Source organism: Streptomyces sp. DH-12 (assembly GCF_002899455.1).
GTDB lineage: Bacteria > Actinomycetota > Actinomycetes > Streptomycetales > Streptomycetaceae > Streptomyces.
In genome coordinates, this window is record NZ_PPFB01000001.1 from 2,632,159 (window position 1) to 2,654,782 (window position 22,624).

At 72.0% G+C, this 22,624-nt stretch carries 23 protein-coding genes; 9 read left to right on the top strand and 14 right to left on the bottom strand.

What is annotated here, in order from left to right:
* The first annotated feature begins 18 nt into the window (after nucleotides 1–18).
* Nucleotides 19–1,254 carry an ABC transporter ATP-binding protein gene (locus C1708_RS10385; RefSeq protein ID WP_106412398.1) on the top strand — a complete coding sequence of 412 codons (1,236 nt, stop codon included), beginning with the start codon at nucleotides 19–21 and terminating at the stop codon, nucleotides 1,252–1,254.
* A complete protein-coding gene (locus tag C1708_RS10390) occupies nucleotides 1,251–2,144 on the top strand; it encodes a DUF2705 family protein (RefSeq protein ID WP_106412399.1) in 894 nt (297 codons plus the stop codon). The genes C1708_RS10385 and C1708_RS10390 overlap by 4 nt, the downstream gene beginning before the upstream one ends.
* A gap of 16 nt (nucleotides 2,145–2,160) precedes the next feature.
* Here C1708_RS10390 and C1708_RS10395 read toward each other — a convergent pair whose 3' ends face one another.
* Nucleotides 2,161–2,493: an Rv1322 family protein gene (locus tag C1708_RS10395; RefSeq protein ID WP_106412400.1), complete on the bottom strand. Its 333-nt coding sequence runs from the start codon at nucleotides 2,491–2,493 to the stop codon at nucleotides 2,161–2,163.
* Nucleotides 2,494–2,734: 241 nt separating this feature from the next.
* Here C1708_RS10395 and C1708_RS10400 point away from each other — a divergent pair, with 241 nt between their 5' ends.
* The gene (locus C1708_RS10400; protein ID WP_106412401.1) at nucleotides 2,735–3,763 is read left to right on the top strand and encodes an LLM class flavin-dependent oxidoreductase; all 1,029 of its coding nucleotides are present in this window, start codon (nucleotides 2,735–2,737) and stop codon (nucleotides 3,761–3,763) included.
* Between the two features lie 84 nt (nucleotides 3,764–3,847).
* Here the strand turns inward: C1708_RS10400 and C1708_RS10405 are convergent, their stop codons facing one another.
* On the bottom strand, nucleotides 3,848–4,240 hold the full coding sequence (locus C1708_RS10405) for an SCO5389 family protein (RefSeq protein WP_106412402.1): 393 nt from the start codon (nucleotides 4,238–4,240) through the stop codon (nucleotides 3,848–3,850).
* A 287-nt stretch (nucleotides 4,241–4,527) separates the two neighbouring features.
* Here C1708_RS10405 and nucS point away from each other — a divergent pair, with 287 nt between their 5' ends.
* Nucleotides 4,528–5,199 (top strand): endonuclease NucS, encoded by a 672-nt coding sequence (nucS, locus tag C1708_RS10410; RefSeq protein ID WP_106412403.1) that lies wholly within the window; start codon nucleotides 4,528–4,530, stop codon nucleotides 5,197–5,199.
* 74 nt (nucleotides 5,200–5,273) lie between these two features.
* Here nucS and C1708_RS10415 read toward each other — a convergent pair whose 3' ends face one another.
* From C1708_RS10415 to C1708_RS10425, 3 genes are all read right to left on the bottom strand, one after another.
* Nucleotides 5,274–7,784, bottom strand: coding sequence for an ATP-binding protein (locus tag C1708_RS10415; RefSeq protein WP_106412404.1), 2,511 nt, complete (start codon nucleotides 7,782–7,784; stop codon nucleotides 5,274–5,276).
* A 260-nt stretch (nucleotides 7,785–8,044) separates the two neighbouring features.
* Nucleotides 8,045–8,368, bottom strand: a complete 324-nt coding sequence (locus C1708_RS10420) for an STAS domain-containing protein (protein ID WP_019524073.1) — start codon at nucleotides 8,366–8,368, stop codon at nucleotides 8,045–8,047.
* A gap of 153 nt (nucleotides 8,369–8,521) precedes the next feature.
* Nucleotides 8,522–9,370, bottom strand: coding sequence for a 3-hydroxyacyl-CoA dehydrogenase family protein (locus tag C1708_RS10425; RefSeq protein WP_106412405.1), 849 nt, complete (start codon nucleotides 9,368–9,370; stop codon nucleotides 8,522–8,524).
* Nucleotides 9,371–9,653: 283 nt separating this feature from the next.
* Here C1708_RS10425 and C1708_RS10430 point away from each other — a divergent pair, with 283 nt between their 5' ends.
* Complete coding sequence (locus tag C1708_RS10430) at nucleotides 9,654–10,319, top strand: maltokinase N-terminal cap-like domain-containing protein (RefSeq protein WP_106412406.1); 666 nt, start codon at nucleotides 9,654–9,656, stop codon at nucleotides 10,317–10,319.
* A gap of 52 nt (nucleotides 10,320–10,371) precedes the next feature.
* Nucleotides 10,372–10,944 (top strand): cob(I)yrinic acid a,c-diamide adenosyltransferase, encoded by a 573-nt coding sequence (locus tag C1708_RS10435; protein WP_106412407.1) that lies wholly within the window; start codon nucleotides 10,372–10,374, stop codon nucleotides 10,942–10,944.
* A gap of 106 nt (nucleotides 10,945–11,050) precedes the next feature.
* Here C1708_RS10435 and C1708_RS10440 read toward each other — a convergent pair whose 3' ends face one another.
* Nucleotides 11,051–11,305, bottom strand: a complete 255-nt coding sequence (locus tag C1708_RS10440) for a DUF5708 family protein (protein WP_106412408.1) — start codon at nucleotides 11,303–11,305, stop codon at nucleotides 11,051–11,053.
* Nucleotides 11,302–11,895, bottom strand: coding sequence for a hypothetical protein (locus tag C1708_RS10445; protein ID WP_106412409.1), 594 nt, complete (start codon nucleotides 11,893–11,895; stop codon nucleotides 11,302–11,304). The genes C1708_RS10440 and C1708_RS10445 overlap by 4 nt, the downstream gene beginning before the upstream one ends.
* A gap of 153 nt (nucleotides 11,896–12,048) precedes the next feature.
* Between C1708_RS10445 and C1708_RS10450 the strand changes: the two genes are divergently transcribed.
* The 3 genes from C1708_RS10450 (at nucleotide 12,049) to C1708_RS10460 (ending at nucleotide 15,847) form a co-directional block, all read left to right on the top strand.
* Nucleotides 12,049–13,239: a sensor histidine kinase gene (locus tag C1708_RS10450; protein ID WP_106412410.1), complete on the top strand. Its 1,191-nt coding sequence runs from the start codon at nucleotides 12,049–12,051 to the stop codon at nucleotides 13,237–13,239.
* On the top strand, nucleotides 13,239–13,880 hold the full coding sequence (locus C1708_RS10455; protein ID WP_106412411.1) for a response regulator: 642 nt from the start codon (nucleotides 13,239–13,241) through the stop codon (nucleotides 13,878–13,880). The genes C1708_RS10450 and C1708_RS10455 overlap by 1 nt, the downstream gene beginning before the upstream one ends.
* Nucleotides 13,881–14,020: 140 nt before the next feature.
* The gene (locus C1708_RS10460) at nucleotides 14,021–15,847 is read left to right on the top strand and encodes a glycoside hydrolase family 18 chitinase (protein ID WP_106412412.1); all 1,827 of its coding nucleotides are present in this window, start codon (nucleotides 14,021–14,023) and stop codon (nucleotides 15,845–15,847) included.
* Between the two features lie 207 nt (nucleotides 15,848–16,054).
* On the opposite strand, the gene C1708_RS10465 is transcribed toward C1708_RS10460, so the two are convergent.
* The 7 genes from C1708_RS10465 to C1708_RS10495 form a co-directional block, all read right to left on the bottom strand.
* Nucleotides 16,055–16,501 carry a DUF2550 domain-containing protein gene (locus tag C1708_RS10465; protein WP_106412413.1) on the bottom strand — a complete coding sequence of 149 codons (447 nt, stop codon included), beginning with the start codon at nucleotides 16,499–16,501 and terminating at the stop codon, nucleotides 16,055–16,057.
* 128 nt (nucleotides 16,502–16,629) lie between these two features.
* A complete protein-coding gene (locus tag C1708_RS10470; RefSeq protein ID WP_106412414.1) occupies nucleotides 16,630–17,007 on the bottom strand; it encodes a F0F1 ATP synthase subunit epsilon in 378 nt (125 codons plus the stop codon).
* A gap of 131 nt (nucleotides 17,008–17,138) precedes the next feature.
* Complete coding sequence (gene atpD, locus C1708_RS10475) at nucleotides 17,139–18,575, bottom strand: F0F1 ATP synthase subunit beta (RefSeq protein WP_106412415.1); 1,437 nt, start codon at nucleotides 18,573–18,575, stop codon at nucleotides 17,139–17,141.
* Nucleotides 18,575–19,492: a F0F1 ATP synthase subunit gamma gene (locus C1708_RS10480; RefSeq protein WP_106412416.1), complete on the bottom strand. Its 918-nt coding sequence runs from the start codon at nucleotides 19,490–19,492 to the stop codon at nucleotides 18,575–18,577. The genes atpD and C1708_RS10480 overlap by 1 nt, the downstream gene beginning before the upstream one ends.
* 21 nt (nucleotides 19,493–19,513) lie before the next feature.
* Entirely contained in the window at nucleotides 19,514–21,103 is a 1,590-nt protein-coding gene (gene atpA, locus C1708_RS10485; protein ID WP_106412417.1) for a F0F1 ATP synthase subunit alpha, read from the bottom strand.
* 134 nt (nucleotides 21,104–21,237) lie between these two features.
* A complete protein-coding gene (locus C1708_RS10490) occupies nucleotides 21,238–22,053 on the bottom strand; it encodes a F0F1 ATP synthase subunit delta (RefSeq protein WP_106412418.1) in 816 nt (271 codons plus the stop codon).
* Nucleotides 22,050–22,592 (bottom strand): F0F1 ATP synthase subunit B, encoded by a 543-nt coding sequence (locus C1708_RS10495; RefSeq protein ID WP_106412419.1) that lies wholly within the window; start codon nucleotides 22,590–22,592, stop codon nucleotides 22,050–22,052. Before C1708_RS10495 ends, C1708_RS10490 begins: the two co-directional genes overlap by 4 nt.
* Between the last annotated feature and the right edge of the window lie 32 nt (nucleotides 22,593–22,624).

Sequence of the window (22,624 nt, forward strand, 5' to 3'; positions counted from 1 at the left end):
TTTCGATGGGTGCGGAGCATGATCGAGGCAGTCGGCCTGACCAAGCGGTACGGCGACAAGACCGCTGTGTACGACCTTTCCTTCCAGGTGCGTCCCGGCGCCGTCACGGGTTTCCTGGGCCCCAACGGCTCGGGCAAGTCGACGACGATGCGGATGATCCTCGGTCTGGACAACCCCACGGCGGGCCGGGTCACGATCTGCGGCCACCCCTACGGCAAGCTGCCCAACGCCCCCCGTCAGGTCGGCGCGCTGCTGGACGCCAAGGCGGTGCACGGCGGCCGGTCCGCCCGCAACCACCTGCTCAGCCTGGCCCAGCTGTCGGGCATCCCGGCCCGCCGGGTGGACGAGGTGCTGGGCGTGGTGGGCCTGCACGAGGTGGCCCGCCGGCGCTCCAAGGGCTTCTCCCTCGGCATGGGGCAGCGCCTGGGCATCGCCGCCGCGCTGCTGGGCGACCCGCAGGTGCTGCTGTTCGACGAGCCGGTCAACGGGCTCGACCCCGAGGGCATCCTCTGGGTGCGCAACCTGATGAAGTCGCTGGCCGCCGAGGGCCGCACGGTGTTCGTCTCCTCCCACCTGATGAGCGAGATGGCGCTGACCGCCGACCACCTCATCGTGATCGGCCGCGGCCGGCTCATGGCGGACATGAGCGTGAAGGACTTCATCTCCGCCAACTCCGCCGACTTCGCCCGGGTGCGCACGCCGGACACGGAGCCCCAGCAGCGCGAGAAGCTGTCCGCGGCGATCACCGAGGCCGGCGGCCATGTGCTGCCCGAGCAGGACGGCGCGCTGCGGGTGACGGGACTGCCGCTGCCCCGGATCAGCGACATCGCCCACGAGCACGAGGTACGGCTGTGGGAGCTGTCGCCGCACCAGGCCTCCCTGGAGGAGGCGTACATGCGGATGACGCAGGGCGCCGTCGACTACCGCTCGACCACCGACCAGAAGGAAGGGCTGCAGCAGCCGCTGCCGCCGGGCGCGCAGCCGCCGGTTCCGGTGCCGGGCCAGGGCCAGCCCGGCTGGTACGCCCCGCCGCCGCCCCAGCAGGGCGGGCAGCCCTTCGCCCCGCCGCAGGCCGCCCCCGCGGGCCCCTACGGAGCTCCCGCGTCCCCCGGGTCCGCTCCGGGCGCCCCGAACCCGTACGCGCAGCCTCCGCAGGCGCCGCAGAGCGCCCCGCCGGCCGCTCCCCCGGCCGCGGCTGCCGCACCCCCGTCCGCCCCCACCGCCGAGCCGACGAAGTCCGAGGAAGCCCGATGAGCACGCCCCAGCCCCCGATGCCGCAGAGCGCCGCACCCGAGTGGCAGGCAGCACCCGGCGCCGCACCCTCCGCCCCCGGCCCGGCGTACCCCACCTACACCTCGCCCATCCCGGTGGTGCGCGCCCACCTCGGGCACGCGCTCGCCTCCGAGTGGACGAAGCTCAAGTCGGTGCGCTCGACCCTGTGGACGCTGGGCGTGTTCGTCGCGCTCGTGGTCGGCATCGGTCTGCTCACCGGCGCGCTGATCATGAACGCCGACCCGGACCTGGGCGGCGAGAGCCCGCTGTCGCTGGGCTTCTTCGGACTGCTGCTGGGCTCCATGTGCCTCATCACGCTCGGCGTGCTGACCACCGCCTCCGAGTACGGCACCGGCATGATCCGCACGACGATGGTCGCCTGCCCCAGCCGCGGCCGGGTGCTCGCGGCGAAGGCCGTGGTGTTCTTCCTGGTCGCCTTCGTCACGACCCTGGTGTGCGCCACGCTCGTCGGCCTGCTGCACGTGTCGCTGCTGGAGGAGTACAACGCCGCGGAGCCCACCGGCGAGGAGTGGCTGAAGGGCACGCTCGGCGTCTCGCTCTACCTGGCGCTGCTCGGCACCCTGTCGCTGGCGGTCGGATCGGTCGTGCGGCACTCGGCGGGCGCCATCACCATCATGATCGCCGCGGTGCTGGCCCCGCTGGTGATCGCGCTGTTCATGTTCTCCGAATCGCTGAGGGACGTGCAGCAGGCGCTGTTCGAGTACTCCATCCCGAACCAGATGAGCATCTTCTACGCCAACTCCCTGTCGCAGTCCGGCCCGTCCGGCTGGGACCCGCTGTGGATCATGCTGGCCGTCACGGCGGCCGCGCTCGCCGCGGCGTTCGCCCTGCTGCGGAAGCGGGACGTCTAGCGACGCGGAGGGCCGCTCAGAACCTCGGCGCGTTACGGGACCGCTGCACCCGCGTGGTGCGGCGGTCCTTCGCGTTCCAGCAGGAGGTGTGCCAGTGCCGGCGGTCGTCGGCGCCCGCGTGCTCGGGCCAGGCCACCACGTGCGGCACCCCGTCCGGGATCAGCTGGTCGCAGCCCGGGCACCGGTAGGACTTGCCGCGGGCGCTGCTGCCCGCCACGTGCCGCACGCTCCAGTCCTCGCCTCGCCAGGGCTCCGTGGACTGCCAGCCGCCGTAGCGCCCGGAGCGGTCGTCCTCGGCGCTCCGGCCGGAAGAACCGGCTCCCTTGGGTCGGTTGCGACGCGGGGACACAGGACACCTCACGGGGCTATACAGGATGCGCGTACCGCGTCCAGCCTACGCGGCACGGGCCGGGGCACGCGTACGGCGCCGAGCGCCACACGTCGCTCCGCGGCACGGGACGACCCCTCGTGAGCGGCCCATTCTGCAGACAATCCGCAAACCCGCTCGACCGCCCGTGTCCTCGGCACGTGTCGGGGGGTTATGCCCTGCGGGGGAGCTCCGCGTCGGAGCCAAGGAAGCAGGAAGAGCAATGCGCGTTGGAAGTTTCGTGTTGGCCGCCCAGTTCCCCGGGCAGGGCGAAGGGGAGGCGCTGCACCGCGCGGTCCGCTCGGTCGAAGCGGCCGAGGAGGCGGGGCTCGACACGGCCTGGCTGGCCGAGCACCACTTCGTGCCCTACGGCACCTGCCCGTCCGCCGTCACCCTGGCGGCGATGCTGCTCGGCCGCACCCGGCGGCTGCGCGTCGGCACGGCGGTCAGCGTGCTGCCCACCGCCCACCCGGTCGCGCTCGGCGAACAGGCCGCGCTGCTGCACATCGCCAGCGGCGGGCGGTTCTCGCTGGGCCTCGGCCGCGGCGGCCCGTGGGTGGACCTGGAGGTCTTCGGGTCCGGCCTGGAGGCGTACGAGAAGGGGTTCCCGGAGGCGCTCGACCTGCTGCTGCGCTGGCTGCGCGAGCCGTCCGTGGGCGCCGACGGCGAGCGGTACCGGTTCCGCGAGGTGCCCGTCGTCCCCCGGCCCTCGGAGGCGCTCACCGAGACCGAGGGCCCGGAGGTCGTGGTCGCGTGCACCTCCCCCGCGAGCGTACGGCTGGCCGCCGAGCGCGGGCTGCCGATGCTGCTCGGCATGCACGTCGGCGACGAGGAGAAGGCCGAGATGGTCGCCCTGTGGCGGCGCCACGCGCGCGCCGGCGGCCGGCCGTCCGCGGAGATCGACGGCGCGGCCCATGTGTCGGCCGGGGTCTGCCAGATCGCGGACCGGCGCTCGGACGCGGCGGAGACCCTGCTGAAGACGATGCCCGGCTGGCTGAAACAGGGGCTGGAGGCGCATGTGACGGTGGACGGCCGCGAGCGCCGGATGCGCGACCCGCTGGCCTACACCGAGCTGCTGTGCGGGCTGCACCCGGTGGGCACCCCGCGGCTGTGCGCCGACCGGCTCGCCGCGACCAGCGAGCGGACCGGCATCTCCCGCTTCGCGCTGCTCGTCGAGGGCTCCGGCGACCTGGCCGCGACGGAGGAGAACGTACGGCGGCTCGGGGCCGAGGTGCTCCCCCAACTCACCTGACCGGCAGGGACGTTCCAGGGATGCTTGCCGCCCCGGTACAGACTGCACCTCCCGCGTACGGAGCGGCAAGCCATCGATGGAGCGTCAGCAGTCGCGCAGTTCCGGCGACTGGTTGAGCAGTTGGCCGCGCACCGAGGTGAAGCGGGCGAGCGTCTCGTCGACCGAGGAGTCAAGCGGGAACACGGCCACCCGGTGGCAGTTCTGGAAGGCCAGCCGCACACCGAAGTGCCGTTGCAGCGCACCGCGTATCGCGTCACTCGCGAGCGCACGCAGCAGCTGACCGCGTGCCTGCTCGTCCGGCGGGGGCGTCTGGTTGTCGGCGAAGGCTCCGCCGTCCACCTTCAGCTGGGCCACCAGGGAGCTGATCATCTCCCACGCGTAGGGCAGGGAGGTCCGGACGCAGTCGACGAAGGCAGCTTCGTCGACCTCGCCTCGCTCGGCCTGTTCGAGTAGGGCCGGTGAGACGTCGAGCGACATGGGTTCTCCTCTCGCACCCCCAACACTCGGGGGTTGCCTGACAGATAAGGGAGTGCGCGAGAACGGCACGCTGCGTACACAGATCGCGACCTCCCGTTGAATACCGTAAGCAACGGGCGGTGACCGCACCAGGAGAACGGGCGGATGCGGAACTTCCTGTGGGCCGGTAATCGGCCATCGCGGAACACGCGTTTTCCAGGAGATACAGGACGCGCCCCACGGGTCCCGAGGGGCCCCTGTGAGGGCGGATCGCGTCCACCCCGGCCGGTCGAGTAGCGTTGCCGACCATGCGTCTCGTCATTGCCCGCTGCTCCGTGGACTACGCCGGGCGGCTCACCGCGCACCTGCCGTCCGCACCTCGTCTGATCCTGGTCAAGGCGGACGGCAGCGTCTCGATCCATGCCGACGACCGGGCCTACAAGCCCCTCAACTGGATGTCGCCGCCGTGCACCCTGAAGGAGGGCACCGGCGAAGAGGAGGGCGTCTGGACCGTCGTCAACAAGGCGGGCGAGAAGCTCATCATCACGATGGAGGAGATCCTCCACGACTCGTCGCACGAACTGGGCGTCGATCCCGGCCTGATCAAGGACGGCGTGGAAGCACACCTCCAGGAGCTGCTCGCCGACCGCATCGAGACCCTCGGCGAGGGCTACACCCTGATCCGCCGTGAGTACATGACCGCGATCGGACCGGTCGACATCCTGTGCCGGGACGCCGAGGGGCGGACCGTCGCGGTGGAGATCAAGCGGCGCGGCGAGATCGACGGCGTGGAGCAGCTCACCCGCTACCTGGAACTGCTCAACCGCGACCCGCACCTCGCGCCGGTGCGCGGCATCTTCGCCGCCCAGGAGATCAAGCCGCAGGCCCGGGTGCTCGCCACCGACCGGGGCATCGGCTGCCAGATCCTCGACTACGACGCGCTGCGAGGCATCGAGGACGACAAGCTGCGCCTGTTCTGAGCGACGGGCCGCGACGGCACACGCCAGGGGGCCGGGATCCGCGCGGATCCCGGCCCCCTGGCGTGTGCGACGGGTCAGATGAGCGGCTCGGCGTCGCCGGGGGCGCCCGGGTCGGTGCTCGTGGAGGCCTCGACGGGGGCAGAGGAGGCCGTGTCGCTGGCGGAGACGCTGGTGGACGGCTCCCCCGGCGTCGTGGTGGGGGTGTCCGTGGGGGGCTCTTCGGGGTCCGTGGGCGGCTCCTCGGGATCCGTGGGCGGCTCCTCCGGGTCCGTGGGCGGCTCCTCCGGGTCGGACGGGCCGGGGTCCGGCGAGGTGGACGGCTCGGTGCTCGGCGACGCCGACTTCGTCGGCTCGTCCGGCTCCGTGCTGCCGGTGCCCTCGTCCGACGGCTCGTCGAACCCGGTGGCTGTCGGCGTCGGGTCGTCCGCGGTGCCGGGCGTGCCGTCCGGGCCGAGGTCGGAGGGACGGGCGGGGGCTTTCCCGGTGTCGTCCTGGTCGCCCGACGCCGGATCCGCATCGAGGCTCCCGTCGTCGACGCCCTGGCTCGCGGAGGGGTTCACCCCGATGTTCTCCGAGGGCGTCTCGGCCTCGCTGCCCGACGTCGCGCCGAGGGTGACCACGGTGCCCAGGACGGCGACGAGCAGGGCGCCCGCGCCCGCCGCGACCAGGTTGCGCCGGGCCAGGCCCTTGAGGCCGCCGGCGACGCGCTCCTCGGCCGGCCGCGGGGCCGCCGCGGCCGGTACCGCGTGGGAGACGAACAGACCGGTGTCGGCCGGGGGCTGGAGGTCGGGGAAGGCCATCGGCGCCCCGCGGGGCGGGGACGCCGGCTCCTCGACGTGCGCCGCGGGCACCTCCTCGGCCACGGTCGGCGCGAGCGCGAGCGGCACGCCGGAGCGGTCGGCGACGAGGGCCAGGGCCCTGCGGCCCGCGACCGTGCCGCGCTTGTCGGCGAGGACGCCGCGCAGGCCGATGGACGCCTCCAGCTCGGCGCGCGCCCGGTCGAGCTGTCCGGCGCACAGCGCGTGGATGCCCAGCTCGTGGTGGAAGTAGGCCTGTTCGCCCACGTCACCGGCGATGCGGGCGGCCTCCGCGCCGGCCCGCAGCGCCCGCTCCCAGGCGCTCCAGTGGAGTCCCGAGGCGAAAGCGGGCGCGGCGGTGCGGGCGAGCTGCACGGCGGTGCTCGGCTCGTCGGCGGGGCCGAGGGGCGTCAGGGCGGTGAGCGCGGCGAGGACCGCGTCGGACTCGGCGCAGACGCGTTCCGGGGTCACCGAGGGGTGTCCGGTCCACCAGGCGTAGTGCTGCGCGGCCTCGCGGATCCGGGTGCCGGCGTCGTCGGCGTAGCCGGCGGCCTCCAGCTGGGCGGGGACGCCGGCGGCGAGCCGGTAGCGGGCGCCGACCGGGGAGACGAGGCCGCAGGCGACCAGTTCCCCGAGGGCGGCGTCGGCGTGGGTGTCGCCCACCAGGGCGGGCAGGTGCGCCTGGTGGGGCACCTCGCCGCCGAGCGCGACGGCGAACTCCAGGGTGGCGCGGGCGGAGGCGCTGAGCCGGGAGGCGAGCAGCGGGGCGGGCGCGGCGGCCTCGCCGAGGGAGGGCAGCGGTACCTCGTCGCCGTCGGCGGGGTCGTAGGGCGCCTCGTCGGGCCGTACCTCCTCGAAGACGCCGAACTCGTCGACGGCGCCGGTGCCGGCCCGGAGCCGGTCGCGCTGCCGGAGCAGGGCGCCGGCCTGGACGAAGCGCAGCGGCAGGCCCTCGGACTCGAACCACAGGTCGCCCGCCCAGGTGGCCTCCTCGTCGGTGAGGCTCCGGCCGACGGCGTGCCCGAGCAGGTCGAGGCCGGCCGCGCGGTCGAGGCCGGACAGCTCGACGTCCTCGACGCCGGCGTCGGCGGAGGGGGCGGCCACGTCCGGGGTGACGGCGAACAGGAAGGCGCACTCGGGGGTGGCGTCCAGCAGCTCGTCGAGGGCGGCCCCGCCGAACTCCAGGTCGTCCAGGACGACGACGGCGCCGATCTCGCGGACCCGGTCGAGCAGTTCGTCCCGGTCGGGGCGGTGCAGGGGCGCGTCGTGAACGGCGTGGAAGAGGTCGTGCAGGAGGTCGTCGGCGGAGCGGCGGTGGCCGGTGAGGCGGACGACGCCGTCGGGGGCGAGGTCGGCGCAGTCCTCGGCGACGACGTCGAGCAGCCGGGTGCGGCCGGAGCCTCCGGGCCCGACCAGGCGCACGGAGCGGCCGCGGGCGAGCAGCCGCACCAGGTGCTCCCGCTCGTTCTGGCGGGCCAGCAGCGGCAGCGCGGGCCGCTCCGGACCCGGAGGGACGGGCGGGGCGGCGGCGCGTTCCACCTCGGCGCGCTCGGCCTCGGTGAGCTTCGCGGGCCGGCCGGGCCGCTCGGCGGGCGGGCAGGGCTCGATCTCGCTGCCGTCGACGGGGTTGACGGTCAGCAGGAAGTCGCCGGAGACGAGTCGCACCGTGCGGGCGGGCACGGGCGTGTGCTGTCCGAAGTCGGAGGTGAGGGATTCCCTGGGAGGGCGCGGGCGCGGCGCGTCGCCGCCGTGGCCGTACTCCTCGGGTCCCGTGTGGTTCGGGTCCATAGGTCCTAGCCCCCAAAAGCGTCGTGGCTGAAGCCCTCGCCGGCCTCGCTGCACACCGCGCTGTCGCTTCTGGTCCGGGCCCGCTCGAGGGTTTCAAGGCAGCGGGCAGCCGAACCCTAAACCTTCGGTCAGTATCCACGACAGCCCGGGGTGCCGGGGCGTCCGAGTGGTCACGGTCTCGTGAGGATTGTGCGCGCGGCGCGGGGTTCGCGGGCGTGGGCCCGGCTTCTCCCGCTCGTCCGTCGTGCACCCGTACGCCCTTACACGCGGGGCAGCGTGTCCACCCCGATGCCCCCCTCGATCGCCAGGATGCGGTGCAGCCGGGTGGCCACCAGGAGGCGCTGCATCTGCGGCGGTACGTCGCGCAGCACCAGGCGCCGGCCGCAGCGGCCGGCCCGCCGGTGGGCCCCCATGATCACCCCGAGTCCGGTGGCGTCCCAGGAGTCCAGTTCGGACAGGTCCAGCACCAGGTCGCCGACTCCGTCGTCGACGGCCGAGTGAAGGACCGTACGGGCGTCCGCCGCGCTGCGGACGTCGAGGCGGCCCCCGACGACCAGCTCGGCGTGGTCGCCCCTGATGTGCATATGCGCTCCCCGTGATGCGTGGTGTGCTCCGCGGTGTCCTGTCGGCCGGTGTCGCACCCTCTGACTGCGTGACGGCCGCGGAAGTTGCCGGCTGTGAGCGAACCGATACCGAATTCACCCCGGCGTGTGATGCACGCCGGGGTGTGCGCGGTCTCAGTGCTCGTAGAAGCCCTGCCCGCTCTTGCGCCCGATGTCACCGGCGTCAACCATCCGGCGCATCAGCTCGGGAGCCGCGAACTTCTCGTCCTGGGACTCGGTGTAGATGTTGTCGGTGGCGTGCAGCAGGATGTCCACGCCGGTGAGGTCGGCGGTGGCCAGCGGGCCCATGGCGTGGCCGAAGCCCAGCTTGCAGGCGAGGTCGATGTCCTCGGCGCTCGCCACGCCCGACTCGTACAGCTTGGCGGCCTCGACGACGAGGGCGCAGATGAGGCGGGTGGTGACGAAGCCGGCCACGTCGCGGTTGACGACGATGCAGGTCTTGCCGACCGACTCGGCGAACTCCCGCGCCTTGGCGAGGGTTTCGTCGCTGGTCTTGTGGCCGCGGACCAGCTCGCAGAGCTGCATCATCGGCACCGGCGAGAAGAAGTGCGTGCCGACGACCCGCTCGGGACGCTCCGTCACGGCCGCGATCTTGGTGATCGGGATGGCGGAGGTGTTGGAGGCGAGGACGGTGTCCTCGCGCACGAGCTTGTCGAGCGTGCGGAAGATCTCGTGCTTGACCTCGAGCTTCTCGAACACGGCCTCGACCACGACGTCCGCGTCGGCGCAGGCGTCGAGGTCGGTGGTCGTGGTGATCCGGGCGAGGGCGGCCTCGGCGTCCCGCGCCTCGAGCCTGCCCTTGGCGACGAACTTGTCGTACGACGCCTTGATCCCGTCCGTGCCCCGCGCCAGCGCCTCGTCGGTGACGTCGCGCAGGACGACGTCCCAGCCCGCCTGTGCGGAGACCTGGGCGATACCGGACCCCATGAGTCCGGCCCCGATGACGGCGAGCTTGCGTGCCACTGTGCGACTCCCCTGATACGCGCTGTCCATGTTCTCCAGGAGCGGACATTAGCGGGCGTGAGGGGCCCTGTGACCGGTAAGTAACGCGCGTCACGTCTCACATGACGGACATCACACCGGCGGCAGACGCGGCGGGAGCCGACGGACCGTCAGGTCACGTGCGCCCGCCGCCTCCGGGCCCCGTACGGCGGAGGGGGCCGGGGCCTGGCGGAAAGCCGTCGCGCCGGGGCGCCGCCGGTGCGAGGGTGGGACCCGGTGTCCGCCCGTCGAAGGAGAACCCGGCATGTCCGTGATCCACCGCACCACCCTCCGGCCGGCCAAGCTGGAGCTGCTGGCCGACTGGCTGCCCACCCGGCCCTGGTACCACGGCGGTCCGCACGGGCCGCGGCTGAGCAAGGCGGGCGGCTTCCGGCTCGACGACCCCAAGGGCGAGGTCGGCATCGAGCTCATGGTGGTCCGGGACGACTCCGGCGACGCCCCGGCCGTCTACCTGGTGCCGCTCACCTACCGCGGCGCGCCGCTCGACGGGGCGGACGCGGCCCTTCTCGGCACCGCCGAGCACGGTGTGCTGGGCCGCCGCTGGATCTACGACGCCTGTCACGACCCGGTGGCCGTCGCCGAGTTGGCGGCGCTGGTGGAGGGCCGCGTCCAGCCGCAGGCACAGAGCGTGAGCGACACCCCGGACCATGAGGTGACCCGCGCCCTGGCGGGCGAGGGACCGGTGCCGGCGGAGTTCCCCACGGTCGTGGACACCGAGGAGCACACCGAGCTCACCGCGCCGGACGGCACGGTGCTGCGCGTGCTGCGCACCCCGCACCCCGCCCCGGACGGCGTCCCGCAGGCGGAGCCGGGGGCGGCGGGCCACGTCGCCGGGGCGTGGGAGGCGGCGGACGGCACCCGCGTCCAGGGCCTGATGGTGCTGCTGCTCACTCCGCCGCCCGCGCCGTGACAGTGCGCACACGGGCGCCCTGAAGCCGCCGGTGCGTCACTAGGCTGACCTCATGGTCAACCTGACACGCATCTACACGCGGACCGGCGACAAGGGCACCACCCATCTCGGGGACATGAGCCGGGTCGCCAAGACCGATCTGCGGATCTCCGCCTACGCGGACGCCAACGAGGCGAACGCGGTGATCGGCACGGCGCTCGCCCTGGGCGGGCTCCCGGACGAGGTGGCCGCGGTCCTCACCCGCGTGCAGAACGACCTGTTCGACGTGGGCGCCGACCTGTCGACGCCGGTGGCGGAGAACCCGCAGCACCCGCCGCTGCGGGTCGAGCAGTTCTACATCGACCGGCTGGAGGAGGACTGCGACCGCTTCAACGGGCAGTTGGACAAGCTCCGGTCCTTCATCCTGCCGGGCGGCACGCCGGGCGCGGCCCTGCTGCACCAGGCGTGCACGGTGGTGCGCCGGGCCGAGCGTTCCACGTGGGCGGCCCTGGAGGCGCACGGCGAGACGATGAACCCGCTCACCGCGACCTACCTCAACCGCCTGTCGGACCTGCTGTTCATCCTGGCCCGCGTCGCCAACAAGGAGACCGGCGACATCCTGTGGGTGCCGGGCGGCGAGCGGTAGGGCCGGTCCGGCAGACCATGCCGAGACGCGGGGTCCGGCGGTGCACGGGGTGCGCCGGCCGCCGCGCGGGGCGATCGGCTGCGCGGCCGGCCCCACCGGACCCCGCTCACCCGGGACGCGCAGCGCCGCCGGTTCCTCCGGCGTCATCCGCCGGGCCGGCCCGGCGGGGCCGCCCGGCCGCTCCGGTCAGCGCGCGGAAGACGCCGAGCAGCGTCTCGGCGGCCCCGGCGCACATCAGCACCACGCCCGCCTTGGCGGGCGTCACCACCGGCACGTCCACCTCCCCGGCGTACCGCCACAGCAGCAGCCCGGCGCCCGCGGTGAGGGCTCCCGCGAGCATGTTCCGCGACGCCCTGCTCATCGGACCGCCTTCTTCCGGTCCGCGCGGCCGTCCGCGTCCGGGGCGGACTCCCCGTGCCCGGGGGGCGTCTTCTTCGGCCAGAGCCAGTAGCTGAGGGCGATCACGCCGTGGATGCCGGCCGCCCGCCAGGCGGTGGAGCGCCAGGACTCCAGGGAGGTGACGCGGCTCGGGTCGTCGACGTACCAGATGGCGAGCTGGAGCAGCACGGTCGCCACCGCGGTGGCGGTCAGGGTGCCCAGCCACACCGTGGCCTCGTGCCGGGCGCGGGCCAGGCCGTAGCGCGGCGGCCGCACCAGCGGACGGCCGTCGAGGCGGTGCGCCGCGTGCCCGTCGAGCCACTTCACGGTGCGGTGGCCGTGGCCCACCGTGTAGCCGATGTAGAGCGCGGCGAGCCCGTGGGTCCAGTTCGGCTCGGCGCCGTTTTTCAGGTCCCACGCGGTGGCGACGAGCAGCACGACCTCCAGCACCGGCTCGCACAGCAGCAGCGCCAGGCCGGTGCGGGGCATCCGCAGCAGGTAGCGGAAGGCCAGGCCGGCCGCCAGCAGCACCCAGAACCCGATCTCGCAGGCGATGATCAAGGCGACGATCACGGTTCGCTCCTCTCGGTCACCCCTCCAGACTTCCGTGCGCGCCGGCTCCGCGCGTCGTCGCGGCCGACGACTCCGCGGTACATCGAAAGATGCAGTCCAGGACCGGCCCCGGGGATCAGGCGTACGCCGCGCGCACCGTGTTGGATGGGATCCATGGCCGTACCACCCCTCCGCCCGCCCCGCTTCGACATCTCGGTCGCGCTCGCCGGACTCCTGGGCGGGCTGCTGCTGTGGGGGTTCGGGCTGGGCGTGCGGCCGGGCGACGACCCGATCGTGCTGTTCGGGGGCCGCTGGGCGCTGCTGGTGCCGCTCGGCGTGACGGCCTGCTGCGAGCTGCTGCGCCGCACCGCCCCGCGCACCGCGCTGGCGGCCGGCACACTGGCGCTGGCCGCGGACACCATGACGCAGGGCAGCATCGCCACGATCGTGATGTACACCGATCTGATGTACGCCGCCGTCGTCTACGGCTCCCCCGCGCTCGCCCGCCGCCTGCCATGGGTCACCGGGGTCCTCACGCTGGCGGCGATGCTGGTGCCGTACGCCGCCTGGCGGGTGCCCGAGGCGCTGCTGTTCGGTCTGGTGGTCGCCGCGGTGGCCTTCGCGCCCGCGTCGACCGGTCTGATCGTGCGCAACCACCGGGACGCCGCCGACGCCGCCCGGCTCCAGGCGGAACAGACCGCACTGCTCGCGGAGATGGACCGGGTCCAGGCGGTCACCTCGGAACGTTCGCGCATGGCGCGGGAGTTGCACGACCTGGTGGCCAACCACCTCTCCGCGATCGCCATCCACTCCACCGCCGCCCTCTCCCTGGACGACCCGGCCACCTCCAAGGAGGCGCTCACGGTGATCCGGGAGAACAGCGTCCAGGGTCTGTCCGAGATGCGACGGCTCATCGGCATCCTGCGCGACGGCGCCGACGACCGGGAGCCGGCCGCCACCCCGACGCTCGACGGTCTCGCCGCCCTGGTGGCGGGCGCCCACGCCAACGGCCTCGACGTCACCCTGGACGCCGAGCCCGGCGCCGTGCCCGCGCCGGTCGAGCTGGCCGCGTACAGGATCGTGCAGGAGTCGCTGACCAACGCGCTGAAGCACGCCGCTCCGGGCCGGGTGACCGTGTCCCTGTGGCGTTCGTCCGACGCCCTGGAGGTCCTGGTGAGCAGCCCTTACGGCGACCGCGACGGCCCGCGCGCACCGGGCTCGGGGGCCGGTCTGGTGGGGATGCGGGAGCGGGCGGCCCTGCTGGACGGCTCCTTCGAGGCGGGTCCGGAGGACGGCCCCGAGGGCACGCTGTGGGTGGTGCGCGCCACCCTTCCGGTCACCGACGTCGAACAAGGAGAAGCCTGATGATCCGGGTCCTGGTCGCCGAGGACCAGTCCGCCGTCCGCGCGGGGCTGGTGCTGATCCTGCGCAGCGCGCCGGACATCGCGGTGGTGGGTGAGGCGGCGGACGGCGAGCAGGCGGTGGCGCTCGCCCGTGAACTGCGCCCGGACGTGGTGCTGATGGATGTGCAGATGCCGCGCCTGGACGGGGTGTCGGCGACCCGGAAGGTGGTCGGGGAGAACCTGGCGGACGTGCTGGTGCTGACCACGTTCGACCTGGACGAGTACGTGTTCGGGGCGCTGCGGGCCGGTGCGGCCGGGTTCCTGCTGAAGAACACGGAGGCGAAGGACCTCATCACGGCGGTGCGCACGGTGGCGGGCGGCGAGGGGATCGTCGCCCCGGCGGTGACCCGGCGGCTGATCGCGGAGTTCGCCGCGAAGCCCGCCCGGCCGGTGACGGCCGACGCGTCGGTGCTGGACGGGCTCACCCGGCGGGAGCGCGAGGTGCTGTCGTGTCTCGGGGAGGGGCTGTCGAACGCCGCCATCGCGGAGCGGCTGGACATGGCCGAGGCCACGGTGAAAACCCACGTCAGCCGCCTGCTGGGGAAGCTGGAGCTGCGCAGCCGGGTGCAAGCCGCGGTGCTCGCGCAGGAGTTGGGCATCTGAAGGCCGCTCGAAGGTTTAGAACGCAAACACCGCGTCCACTGGTCCAGACCTATTGACCCGTGGTCCAGACCTTTCTATTCTCGCCGCACCGTGGGCACGAAGGCTCAGTCGTGCCCCCCTCCCCAGTAAGGAGGCGCGGCATGCGCTTCAGACACAGAGTCGCGGCCGGGATCGCGACCCTCGTGCTCCCCTTCGCCGGCCTCGTCGGCCTCGCGAATCCCGCCCAGGCGGCGACGTCGGCGACCGCCACGTACGTCAAGACCCAGGACTGGGGCTCCGGCTTCGAGGGCAAGTGGACCATCAAGAACACCGGTACCACCAGCCTCAGCTCCTGGACCGTCGAGTGGGACTTCCCCTCCGGCACCTCGGTCACCTCCGCCTGGGACGCGGACGTCACCTCCTCCGGCACCCACTGGACCGCCAAGAACAAGCCCTGGAACGGCACCCTCGCCCCCGGCGCCTCCCTCACCTTCGGCTTCAACGGCGCCGGCTCCGGCTCCCCCGCCAACTGCAAGCTCAACGGCGGCAGCTGCGACGGCGGCTCCACCGACCCCGGTGACAACCCGCCGAGCGCCCCCGGCGCCCCCACCGCCTCGAACATCACCGACACCTCGGTGCGTCTGTCCTGGTCCGCGGCCACCGACGACAAGGGCGTCAAGAACTACGACGTGCTGCGCGACGGCTCCCGCGTCGCCACCGTCACCGGCACCGCCTACACCGACACCGGTCTGTCCAAGGGCACCGACTACTCCTACAGCGTGCAGGCCCGGGACACCGCCGACCAGACCGGCCCGGTCAGCGGCTCGGTCAAGGTGCGCACCACCGGCAACACCGAGGAGCCCCCGCCCCCCGGCGACAAGATCAAGCTCGGCTACTTCACCGAGTGGGGCGTCTACGGCCGCAACTACCACGTCAAGAACCTGGTGACCTCGGGCACCGCCTCGAAGATCACCCACATCAACTACGCCTTCGGCAACGTCAAGAACGGTCAGTGCACCGTCGACGACACCTTCGCCGCTTACGAGAAGGCCTACACCGCCGACCAGTCCGTCAGCGGACAGGCCGACACCTGGGACCAGCCGCTGCGCGGCAACTTCAACCAGCTCCGTCAGCTGAAGGCCAAGTACCCGCACATCAAGGTGCTGTACTCCTTCGGCGGCTGGACCTACTCCGGCGGCTTCGGCCAGGCCGCGCAGAACGCCGCCGCGTTCGCCCGCTCCTGCAAGCAGGTCGTGGAGGACCCGCGCTGGGCCGACGTCTTCGACGGCATCGACATCGACTGGGAGTACCCGAACGCCTGCGGTCTGACCTGTGACAACAGCGGCCCGGCCGCCTTCCGCACGCTGTCCCAGGCGCTCCGCGCCGAGTTCGGCCCCGACTACCTGGTCACCGCGGCCATCACCGCCGACGGCTCCGACGGCGGCAAGATCGACGCGGCCGACTACGGCGGCGCCGCCCAGTACCTCGACTGGTACAACGTGATGACGTACGACTACTTCGGCGCCTTCAACGCGCAGGGTCCGACGGCCCCGCACTCGCCGCTGACGTCGTACCCGGGCATCCCGCAGGCCGGCTTCAACTCCGCCGACGCCATCGCCAAGCTGAAGGCCAAGGGCGTCCCGGCCAAGAAGCTGCTGCTCGGCATCGGCTTCTACGGCCGCGGCTGGACCGGCGTCACCCAGTCCGCCCCCGGCGGCAGCGCGACCGGCGCCGCGCCCGGCACCTACGAGGCGGGCATCGAGGACTACAAGATCCTCAAGAACAGCTGCCCGGCCACCGGCACCATCGCCGGCACCGCGTACGCCCACTGCGGCACCAACTGGTGGTCCTACGACACCCCCGCCACCATCGGCTCCAAGATGGCGTGGGCCAAGGCCCAGGGCCTGGGCGGCGCCTTCTACTGGGAGTTCAGCGGCGACACCAGCAACGGTGAGCTGGCGACCGCCGTCGACGCCGGTCTGAGGTAACCCCTCCCTCCCCCTGAGAAAGCGATCGCCCCTCCTCCCGGCCGGGAGGAGGGGCGATGTGCTGGAGCGGAGGACCAGGCGACGTTCACCCTCCCCCAACAGCTCCGCTGCCAGGGGGAGGGCCCCTGAACGCCGCTACGCGACGTTCACCCTCCCCCAACAGCTCCGCTGCCGGGGGGACCCCCACCAGCGGGCCCCTGAACGCCGCTACGCGACGTTCACCCGCTGTCCGGGAGGTGCCGCCTCCAGCCAGGCGAGGAAACCGGTCAGCGCGTCCTCGCTCATCGCGAGCTCGAGACGCGTGCCCTGGTGCAGACAGGCGAGGATCACCGCGTCGGACAGCAGCGCCAGCTCCTCCTCGCCCTCCGGGACGCGGCGGCCGGCCACCTCGATCGCGGAACGCTCCAGGACGCGGCGGGGACGCGGGGCGTAGGAGAAGACCCGGAACCACTCGACCCGGTCACCGTTGTAGCGTGCCACCCCGTACGCCCAGCCCTTGCCGCCGGCGTCGCCCTTCTCGGGCGCGTCCCAGCGCAGGCTGCAGTCGAAGGTGCCGCCGGACCGCTGGATGAGGCGGCGGCGCAGGCCGAAGACGAAGAGCCCCACCACCACGAGGGCCACGACGATTCCGCACACAGTCAGAGCGAGGACCATCGACACCGACCTCCTCGTCTCCTAGGTAACGGAACGGAAAAATCATCCAGATCTGCCTCAGCCGCGACCGGCTCCGGATCGCTCCGGTGCCGGCCGCGGCTGAGTGACGTCATCGCACCTCGTCGGGGTCAGCGCCCCGCCGTCGCCGCCCGGAGGCGGACATCCGCACGGCGCTGGGCCTCGGCGTCGTTCTCCGCCTTGGCGCGGGAGAGCTCCTGCTCCACCGTCCTGACGTCGATCTCGTCCGCCAGCTCGGCGGTCTCCGCGAGCAGCGACAGCTTGTCGTCCGCGAACGAGATGAATCCGCCGTGCACCGCGGCGACGACCGTTCCGTCCTCGGGCGTACGGATGATCACCGGGCCCGACTCCAGCACACCGAGCAGCGGCTGGTGACCGGGCATGACGCCGATGTCGCCGGACGTGGTGCGCGCGACGACCAGGGTGGCCTCGCCGGACCAGACCTCTCGGTCGGCCGCGACCAGCGCGACGTGCAGCTCAGCAGCCAAGGTGGCTCCTCGGGTCACCACCCGGCGGTAGTGCCGGGTGTTGGTTACAAGTCTAGTGGGCGTGGCAGAGGGGGCGGGACGCGCCCGCCCCCTCAAGGGTGAGCCGTTCGGCTCACTTCAGAGCGCGGGGGTCAGGAGACGCCCAGCTCCTTCGCGTTCTTCTTCAGGTCCTCGATGCCACCGCACATGAAGAACGCCTGCTCCGGGAAGTGGTCGTACTCGCCGTCGCAGATCGCGTTGAACGCGGCGATCGACTCGTCCAGCGGCACGTCCGAACCGTCCACGCCGGTGAACTGCTTGGCGACGTGGGTGTTCTGGGACAGGAAGCGCTCCACGCGACGGGCACGGTGGACGACGAGCTTGTCCTCCTCGCCGAGCTCGTCGATGCCGAGGATCGCGATGATGTCCTGCAGGTCCTTGTACTTCTGCAGGATGTTCTTCACGCGCATGGCCGCGTCGTAGTGGTCCTGCGCGATGTAGCGCGGGTCCAGGATCCGGGACGTCGAGTCCAGCGGGTCCACGGCCGGGTAGATGCCCTTCTCCGAGATCGGACGGGAGAGCACCGTCGTCGCGTCGAGGTGGGCGAAGGTGGTGGCCGGGGCCGGGTCGGTCAGGTCGTCCGCGGGGACGTAGATCGCCTGCATCGAGGTGATCGAGTGACCACGGGTCGAGGTGATGCGCTCCTGGAGGAGACCCATCTCGTCGGCCAGGTTCGGCTGGTAGCCCACCGCGGAGGGCATACGGCCGAGCAGGGTCGACACCTCGGAGCCGGCCTGGGTGAAGCGGAAGATGTTGTCGATGAAGAACAGCACGTCCTGCTTCTGCACATCGCGGAAGTACTCCGCCATGGTCAGACCGGCCAGCGCCACGCGCAGACGGGTGCCCGGGGGCTCGTCCATCTGGCCGAAGACCAGCGCGGTCTTGTCGATGACGCCCGACTCGCTCATCTCGTCGATGAGGTCGTTGCCCTCACGGGTGCGCTCACCGACGCCGGCGAACACCGACACACCGTCGTGGTTGTTGGCGACGCGGTAGATCATCTCCTGGATGAGCACCGTCTTGCCCACGCCGGCGCCGCCGAACAGGCCGATCTTGCCGCCCTTGACGTACGGGGTGAGAAGGTCGATGACCTTGACGCCGGTCTCGAACATCTCGGTCTTCGACTCGAGCTCGTCGAAGTTCGGCGCCTTGCGGTGGATCGGCCAGCGCTCGCCCGTGTACTCCTCGTCGACGTTCAGCACCTCACCGAGGGTGTTGAACACCTTGCCGGTGGTGAAGTCGCCGACCGGCACGGAGATGGAGGCGCCCGTGTCGGTCACCGGGGCCTGGCGGACCAGACCGTCGGTGGGCTGCATGGAGATGGTGCGGACCAGGCCGTCACCGAGGTGCTGCGCGACCTCGAGGGTCAGCGTCTTGAGCTCGCCCTCCTTGGCCGGGTCGGCGACCTGGACGTGCAGGGCGTTGTAGATCTCCGGCATGGCGTCGACGGGGAACTCCACGTCGACGACCGGGCCGATGACCCGGGCGACGCGGCCCGTAGCCGTCGCGGTCTCAACAGTGGTGGTCATTAGTTGTCACTCCCCGCGGTCGCGTCGGCCAGGGCACTGGCGCCACCGACGATCTCGCTGATTTCCTGGGTGATTTCGGCCTGGCGGGCCGCGTTGGCAAGACGGGAGAGCGTGTTGATCAGCTCGCCCGCGTTGTCGGTGGCCGACTTCATCGCGCGCCGTGTGGCGGCGTGCTTCGAAGCGGCCGACTGGAGCAGCGCGTTGTAGATCCGGCTCTCCACGTACCGCGGCAGCAGCGCGTCGAGGACGTCCTCCGCGGAGGGCTCGAAGTCGTACAGCGGGAGGATGTCGCCCTTGTCGGCGGTCTCCTCGGCCACGTCCTCGAGCCGCAGCGGCAGCAGCCGGGAGCCGACCGCCGTCTGCGTCATCATCGAGACGAACTCGGTGTAGACGATGTGGAGCTCGTCCACGCCGCCGTCCGCCGTCTCCGTCTGCAGCGCCTCGATCAGCGGCGCCGCGACCTTCTTGGCGTCCGCGTAGGAGGGCTCGTCGGTGAAGCCGGTGAACGTCTCCGCGACGGTGCGCTCACGGAAGTTGTAGTGGGCCACACCACGACGGCCGACGATGTACGTCTCGACCTGCCTGCCCTCGCGCTCCAGGCGCTCGGTCAGCTGCTCCGCCGCCTTGATGGCGTTGGCGTTGAAGGCGCCGGCCAGGCCGCGGTCGCTCGTGAGGAGCAGGACCGCGGCACGGGTCGGGTTCTCCGCCTCCGTGGTGAGCGGGTGCTTGGTGTCCGACCCGGTTCCGACCGCCCTGACCGCGCGGGTGAGTTCCTGCGCGTACGGCGTGGAGGCCGCCACCTTGCGCTGCGCCTTGACGACGCGCGAGGCGGCGATCATCTCCATCGCCTTGGTGATCTTCTTGGTCGCGGTGACGGATCGGATGCGACGCTTGTAGACCCGGAGCTGAGCTCCCATGAGTCAGGTCCCTTCCTTACGTCACTTGGCGGCGGACGGGGCGTCCTCGCCGAGCAGCTTGCCGTCGCTCGTCTCGAACTGCTTCTTGAACTCGGCGATCGCGTCGGCCACGGCCTGCAGGGTGTCGTCCGACATCTTGCCGCCCTCGCGGATGGAGGTCATGAGGCCCTGCTCCTTGCGGTGCAGGTACTCCAGGAGCTCCTTCTCGAAGCGGCGGATGTCGGAGACCGGCACGTCGTCCATCTTGCCGGTGGTGCCGGCCCAGACGGAGACGACCTGGTCCTCGGTCGACATCGGCTGGTACTGGTCCTGCTTCAGCAGCTCGACCATGCGCTGACCGCGCTCCAGCTGCGCCTTGGACGCGGCGTCCAGGTCGGAACCGAAGGCGGCGAACGCCTCCAGCTCGCGGAACTGGGCGAGGTCCACGCGCAGACGGCCGGAGACCTGCTTCATCGCCTTGTGCTGCGCGGAACCACCGACTCGGGAGACGGAGATGCCGACGTTCAGCGCGGGGCGCTGACCGGCGTTGAACAGGTCCGACTCCAGGAAGCACTGGCCGTCGGTGATGGAGATGACGTTGGTCGGGATGAACGCCGAGACGTCGTTGGCCTTGGTCTCGACGATCGGCAGACCGGTCATCGAGCCGGCGCCCATGTCGTCGGAGAGCTTCGCGCAGCGCTCCAGCAGACGGGAGTGCAGGTAGAAGACGTCACCCGGGTAGGCCTCACGGCCCGGCGGGCGGCGCAGCAGCAGCGACACGGCACGGTAGGCGTCGGCCTGCTTCGACAGGTCGTCGAAGATGATCAGGACGTGCTTGCCCTCGTACATCCAGTGCTGGCCGATGGCCGAGCCGGTGTACGGCGCCAGGTACTTGAAGCCGGCCGGGTCGGACGCCGGGGCGGCGACGATGGTCGTGTACTCCAGCGCGCCGTTCTCCTCCAGCGCGCGGCGGACCGACGCGATGGTGGAGCCCTTCTGGCCGATGGCGACGTAGATGCAGCGGACCTGCTTCTTCGGGTCGCCGGTGCGCCAGTTGTCGCGCTGGTTGATGATCGTGTCGACGGCCAGCGCGGTCTTGCCGGTCTGGCGGTCGCCGATGATCAGCTGACGCTGACCACGGCCGATCGGGGTCATCGCGTCGACGGCCTTGTAGCCCGTCTCCATCGGCTCGTGCACCGACTTGCGCTGCATGACCGTGGGGGCCTGCAGCTCGAGGGCGCGGCGGCCCTCGGTCTCGATCTCGCCGAGGCCGTCGATCGGGTTGCCGAGCGGGTCGACCACACGGCCGAGGTAGCCCTCGCCGACGGCGACGGACAGCACCTCGCCGGTGCGGGTGACCGGCTGGCCCTCCTCGATGCCGCTGAACTCACCGAGGACGATGGCACCGATCTCGCGCTCCTCGAGGTTGAGGGCGAGGCCGAGGGTGCCGTCCTCGAACTTCAGCAGCTCGTTGGCCATGGCCGAGGGCAGGCCCTCGACCTTCGCGATGCCGTCACCGGCCAGGGTGACCGTACCGACCTCCTCGCGCGAGGCCGCGTCCGGCTTGTACGACTGGACGAAGTTCTCCAGCGCGTCCCGGATCTCCTCCGGCCGGATCGTGAGCTCCGCCATCTGAGTTCCCTGCTCTCCTTGTTGGGCCCGAAGTTTCACTTGGGGGGGATGGGGACTCCCCCCTACAGGAGGTGAATCCTCTGCACGGCCCAACCAGGGCCGTAAGTACGTACTGCCTATGAAGAATGTGGTGCTCAGCCCGCCAGCCGGCGGCCCGCGTCCTCGAGCCGGTCGGCCAGGGAGCCGTTGATGATCTCGTCACCGACCTGCACCCGCATCCCGCCGATGACCGAGGGGTCGACGTCGAGGTTGAGGTGCATGCGGCGGCCGTAGAGCTTCGCCAGGGCGTCGCCCAGGCGCTGCTTCTGCCGGTCGCTCAGCGGCACCGCAGAGGTGACGACGGCCACCGTGCGGTCCCGGCGCTCGGCGGCGAGCTTGGACAGGGACTCCAGTCCCGACTCCAGGCTACGTCCCCGCGGCGCGGTCACGAGGCGCGTCACCAGACGCACCGTGGCCGCGTGCGCCCGGCCGCCGAGCAGGCTGCTCAGCAGCTCGCCCTTGGCGGAGGCGGTGGCGGACCGGTTGGTGAGGGCCGCGCGCAGCTGGGTGTCGGAGGAGACGATCCGGCCGAACCGGAACAGCTCGTCCTCGACGCCGTCGAGCGCGCCCGTCTTCTGGGCGGCCGTGAGGTCGCTGACGTCCGCCAGCTCCTCCAGCGCGTCCACCAGGTCGCGCGACTGCGACCAGCGGGAGCGCACCATGCCCGCCACCAGGTCCACGGCGGTGCCGCTGACCTGCGAACCGAGCAGGCGCCGGGCCAGATCGGCCTTGGCCTCGCCGGGCTGCGCCGGGTCGGTGAGGACCCGACGCAGCGACACCTCGCGGTCGAGCAGCGCGGTGACGGCGGCCAGCTCGTCGGCGAGCGCCGCCGCGTCCACGGACGTGGAGTCCGTCAGCGCGTCGAGACGCTCACGTGCGGCTGCCAGGGCCTCGCGGCTCGCTCCGTTCATCGTGCGGCCTCTGCCTTCTGGTCGAGCTCGTCGAGGAAGCGGTCGATCACACGGCTCTGCCGGGCGTGGTCCTCGAGGGACTCGCCGACGAGCTTGCCGGCCAGGTCGGTGGCGAGCTTGCCGACGTCCTGGCGCAGCGCGGACGCCGCGGCCTTGCGGTCGGCCTCGATCTGGGCGTGACCGGCCGCGATGATCTCCTCACGCTGGCGCTGGCCTTCCGCGCGCATCTCGGCGATGAGCGCGGCGCCCTGCTCCTGCGCCTCCTGGCGCAGGCGCGCGGCCTCGTGCCGGGCCTCGGCGAGCTGAGCCTTGTACTGCTCCAGCACGCTCTGGGCCTCGGTCTGAGCCGCCTCGGCCTTCTCGATCCCGCCCTCGATCGCCTCACGACGCTCTTCCAGAACCTTGTTGATGTTCGGGAGGAGCTTCTTGGCGAGGAAGCCGAAGACGATGACGAAGGCGAGCAGGCCGATGACGAGCTCGGGAATCGGCGGGACGAGCGGGTTCTGCTCCTCAGCCGCGATATGAAGCAGTGGGCTCATATCAGAGTGCCTTTCGTCTAGTGACCCGGTCG

Excerpts from the sequence above, each read along its gene's own strand:
- C1708_RS10385 (WP_106412398.1), top strand. The coding sequence starts at position 19 with ATGATCGAGGCAGTCGGCCTGACCAAGCGGTACGGCGACAAGACCGCT.
- C1708_RS10390 (WP_106412399.1), top strand. The coding sequence starts at position 1,251 with ATGAGCACGCCCCAGCCCCCGATGCCGCAGAGCGCCGCACCCGAGTGG.
- C1708_RS10400 (WP_106412401.1), top strand. The coding sequence starts at position 2,735 with ATGCGCGTTGGAAGTTTCGTGTTGGCCGCCCAGTTCCCCGGGCAGGGC.
- C1708_RS10405 (WP_106412402.1), bottom strand. The coding sequence starts at position 4,240 with ATGTCGCTCGACGTCTCACCGGCCCTACTCGAACAGGCCGAGCGAGGC.
- nucS (WP_106412403.1), top strand. The coding sequence starts at position 4,528 with ATGCGTCTCGTCATTGCCCGCTGCTCCGTGGACTACGCCGGGCGGCTC.
- C1708_RS10415 (WP_106412404.1), bottom strand. The coding sequence starts at position 7,784 with ATGGACCCGAACCACACGGGACCCGAGGAGTACGGCCACGGCGGCGAC.
- C1708_RS10420 (WP_019524073.1), bottom strand. The coding sequence starts at position 8,368 with ATGCACATCAGGGGCGACCACGCCGAGCTGGTCGTCGGGGGCCGCCTC.
- C1708_RS10430 (WP_106412406.1), top strand. The coding sequence starts at position 9,654 with ATGTCCGTGATCCACCGCACCACCCTCCGGCCGGCCAAGCTGGAGCTG.
- C1708_RS10435 (WP_106412407.1), top strand. The coding sequence starts at position 10,372 with ATGGTCAACCTGACACGCATCTACACGCGGACCGGCGACAAGGGCACC.
- C1708_RS10440 (WP_106412408.1), bottom strand. The coding sequence starts at position 11,305 with ATGAGCAGGGCGTCGCGGAACATGCTCGCGGGAGCCCTCACCGCGGGC.
- C1708_RS10450 (WP_106412410.1), top strand. The coding sequence starts at position 12,049 with ATGGCCGTACCACCCCTCCGCCCGCCCCGCTTCGACATCTCGGTCGCG.
- C1708_RS10455 (WP_106412411.1), top strand. The coding sequence starts at position 13,239 with ATGATCCGGGTCCTGGTCGCCGAGGACCAGTCCGCCGTCCGCGCGGGG.
- C1708_RS10460 (WP_106412412.1), top strand. The coding sequence starts at position 14,021 with ATGCGCTTCAGACACAGAGTCGCGGCCGGGATCGCGACCCTCGTGCTC.
- C1708_RS10465 (WP_106412413.1), bottom strand. The coding sequence starts at position 16,501 with ATGGTCCTCGCTCTGACTGTGTGCGGAATCGTCGTGGCCCTCGTGGTG.
- atpD (WP_106412415.1), bottom strand. The coding sequence starts at position 18,575 with ATGACCACCACTGTTGAGACCGCGACGGCTACGGGCCGCGTCGCCCGG.
- C1708_RS10480 (WP_106412416.1), bottom strand. The coding sequence starts at position 19,492 with ATGGGAGCTCAGCTCCGGGTCTACAAGCGTCGCATCCGATCCGTCACC.
- atpA (WP_106412417.1), bottom strand. The coding sequence starts at position 21,103 with ATGGCGGAGCTCACGATCCGGCCGGAGGAGATCCGGGACGCGCTGGAG.
- C1708_RS10490 (WP_106412418.1), bottom strand. The coding sequence starts at position 22,053 with ATGAACGGAGCGAGCCGCGAGGCCCTGGCAGCCGCACGTGAGCGTCTC.
- C1708_RS10495 (WP_106412419.1), bottom strand. The coding sequence starts at position 22,592 with ATGAGCCCACTGCTTCATATCGCGGCTGAGGAGCAGAACCCGCTCGTC.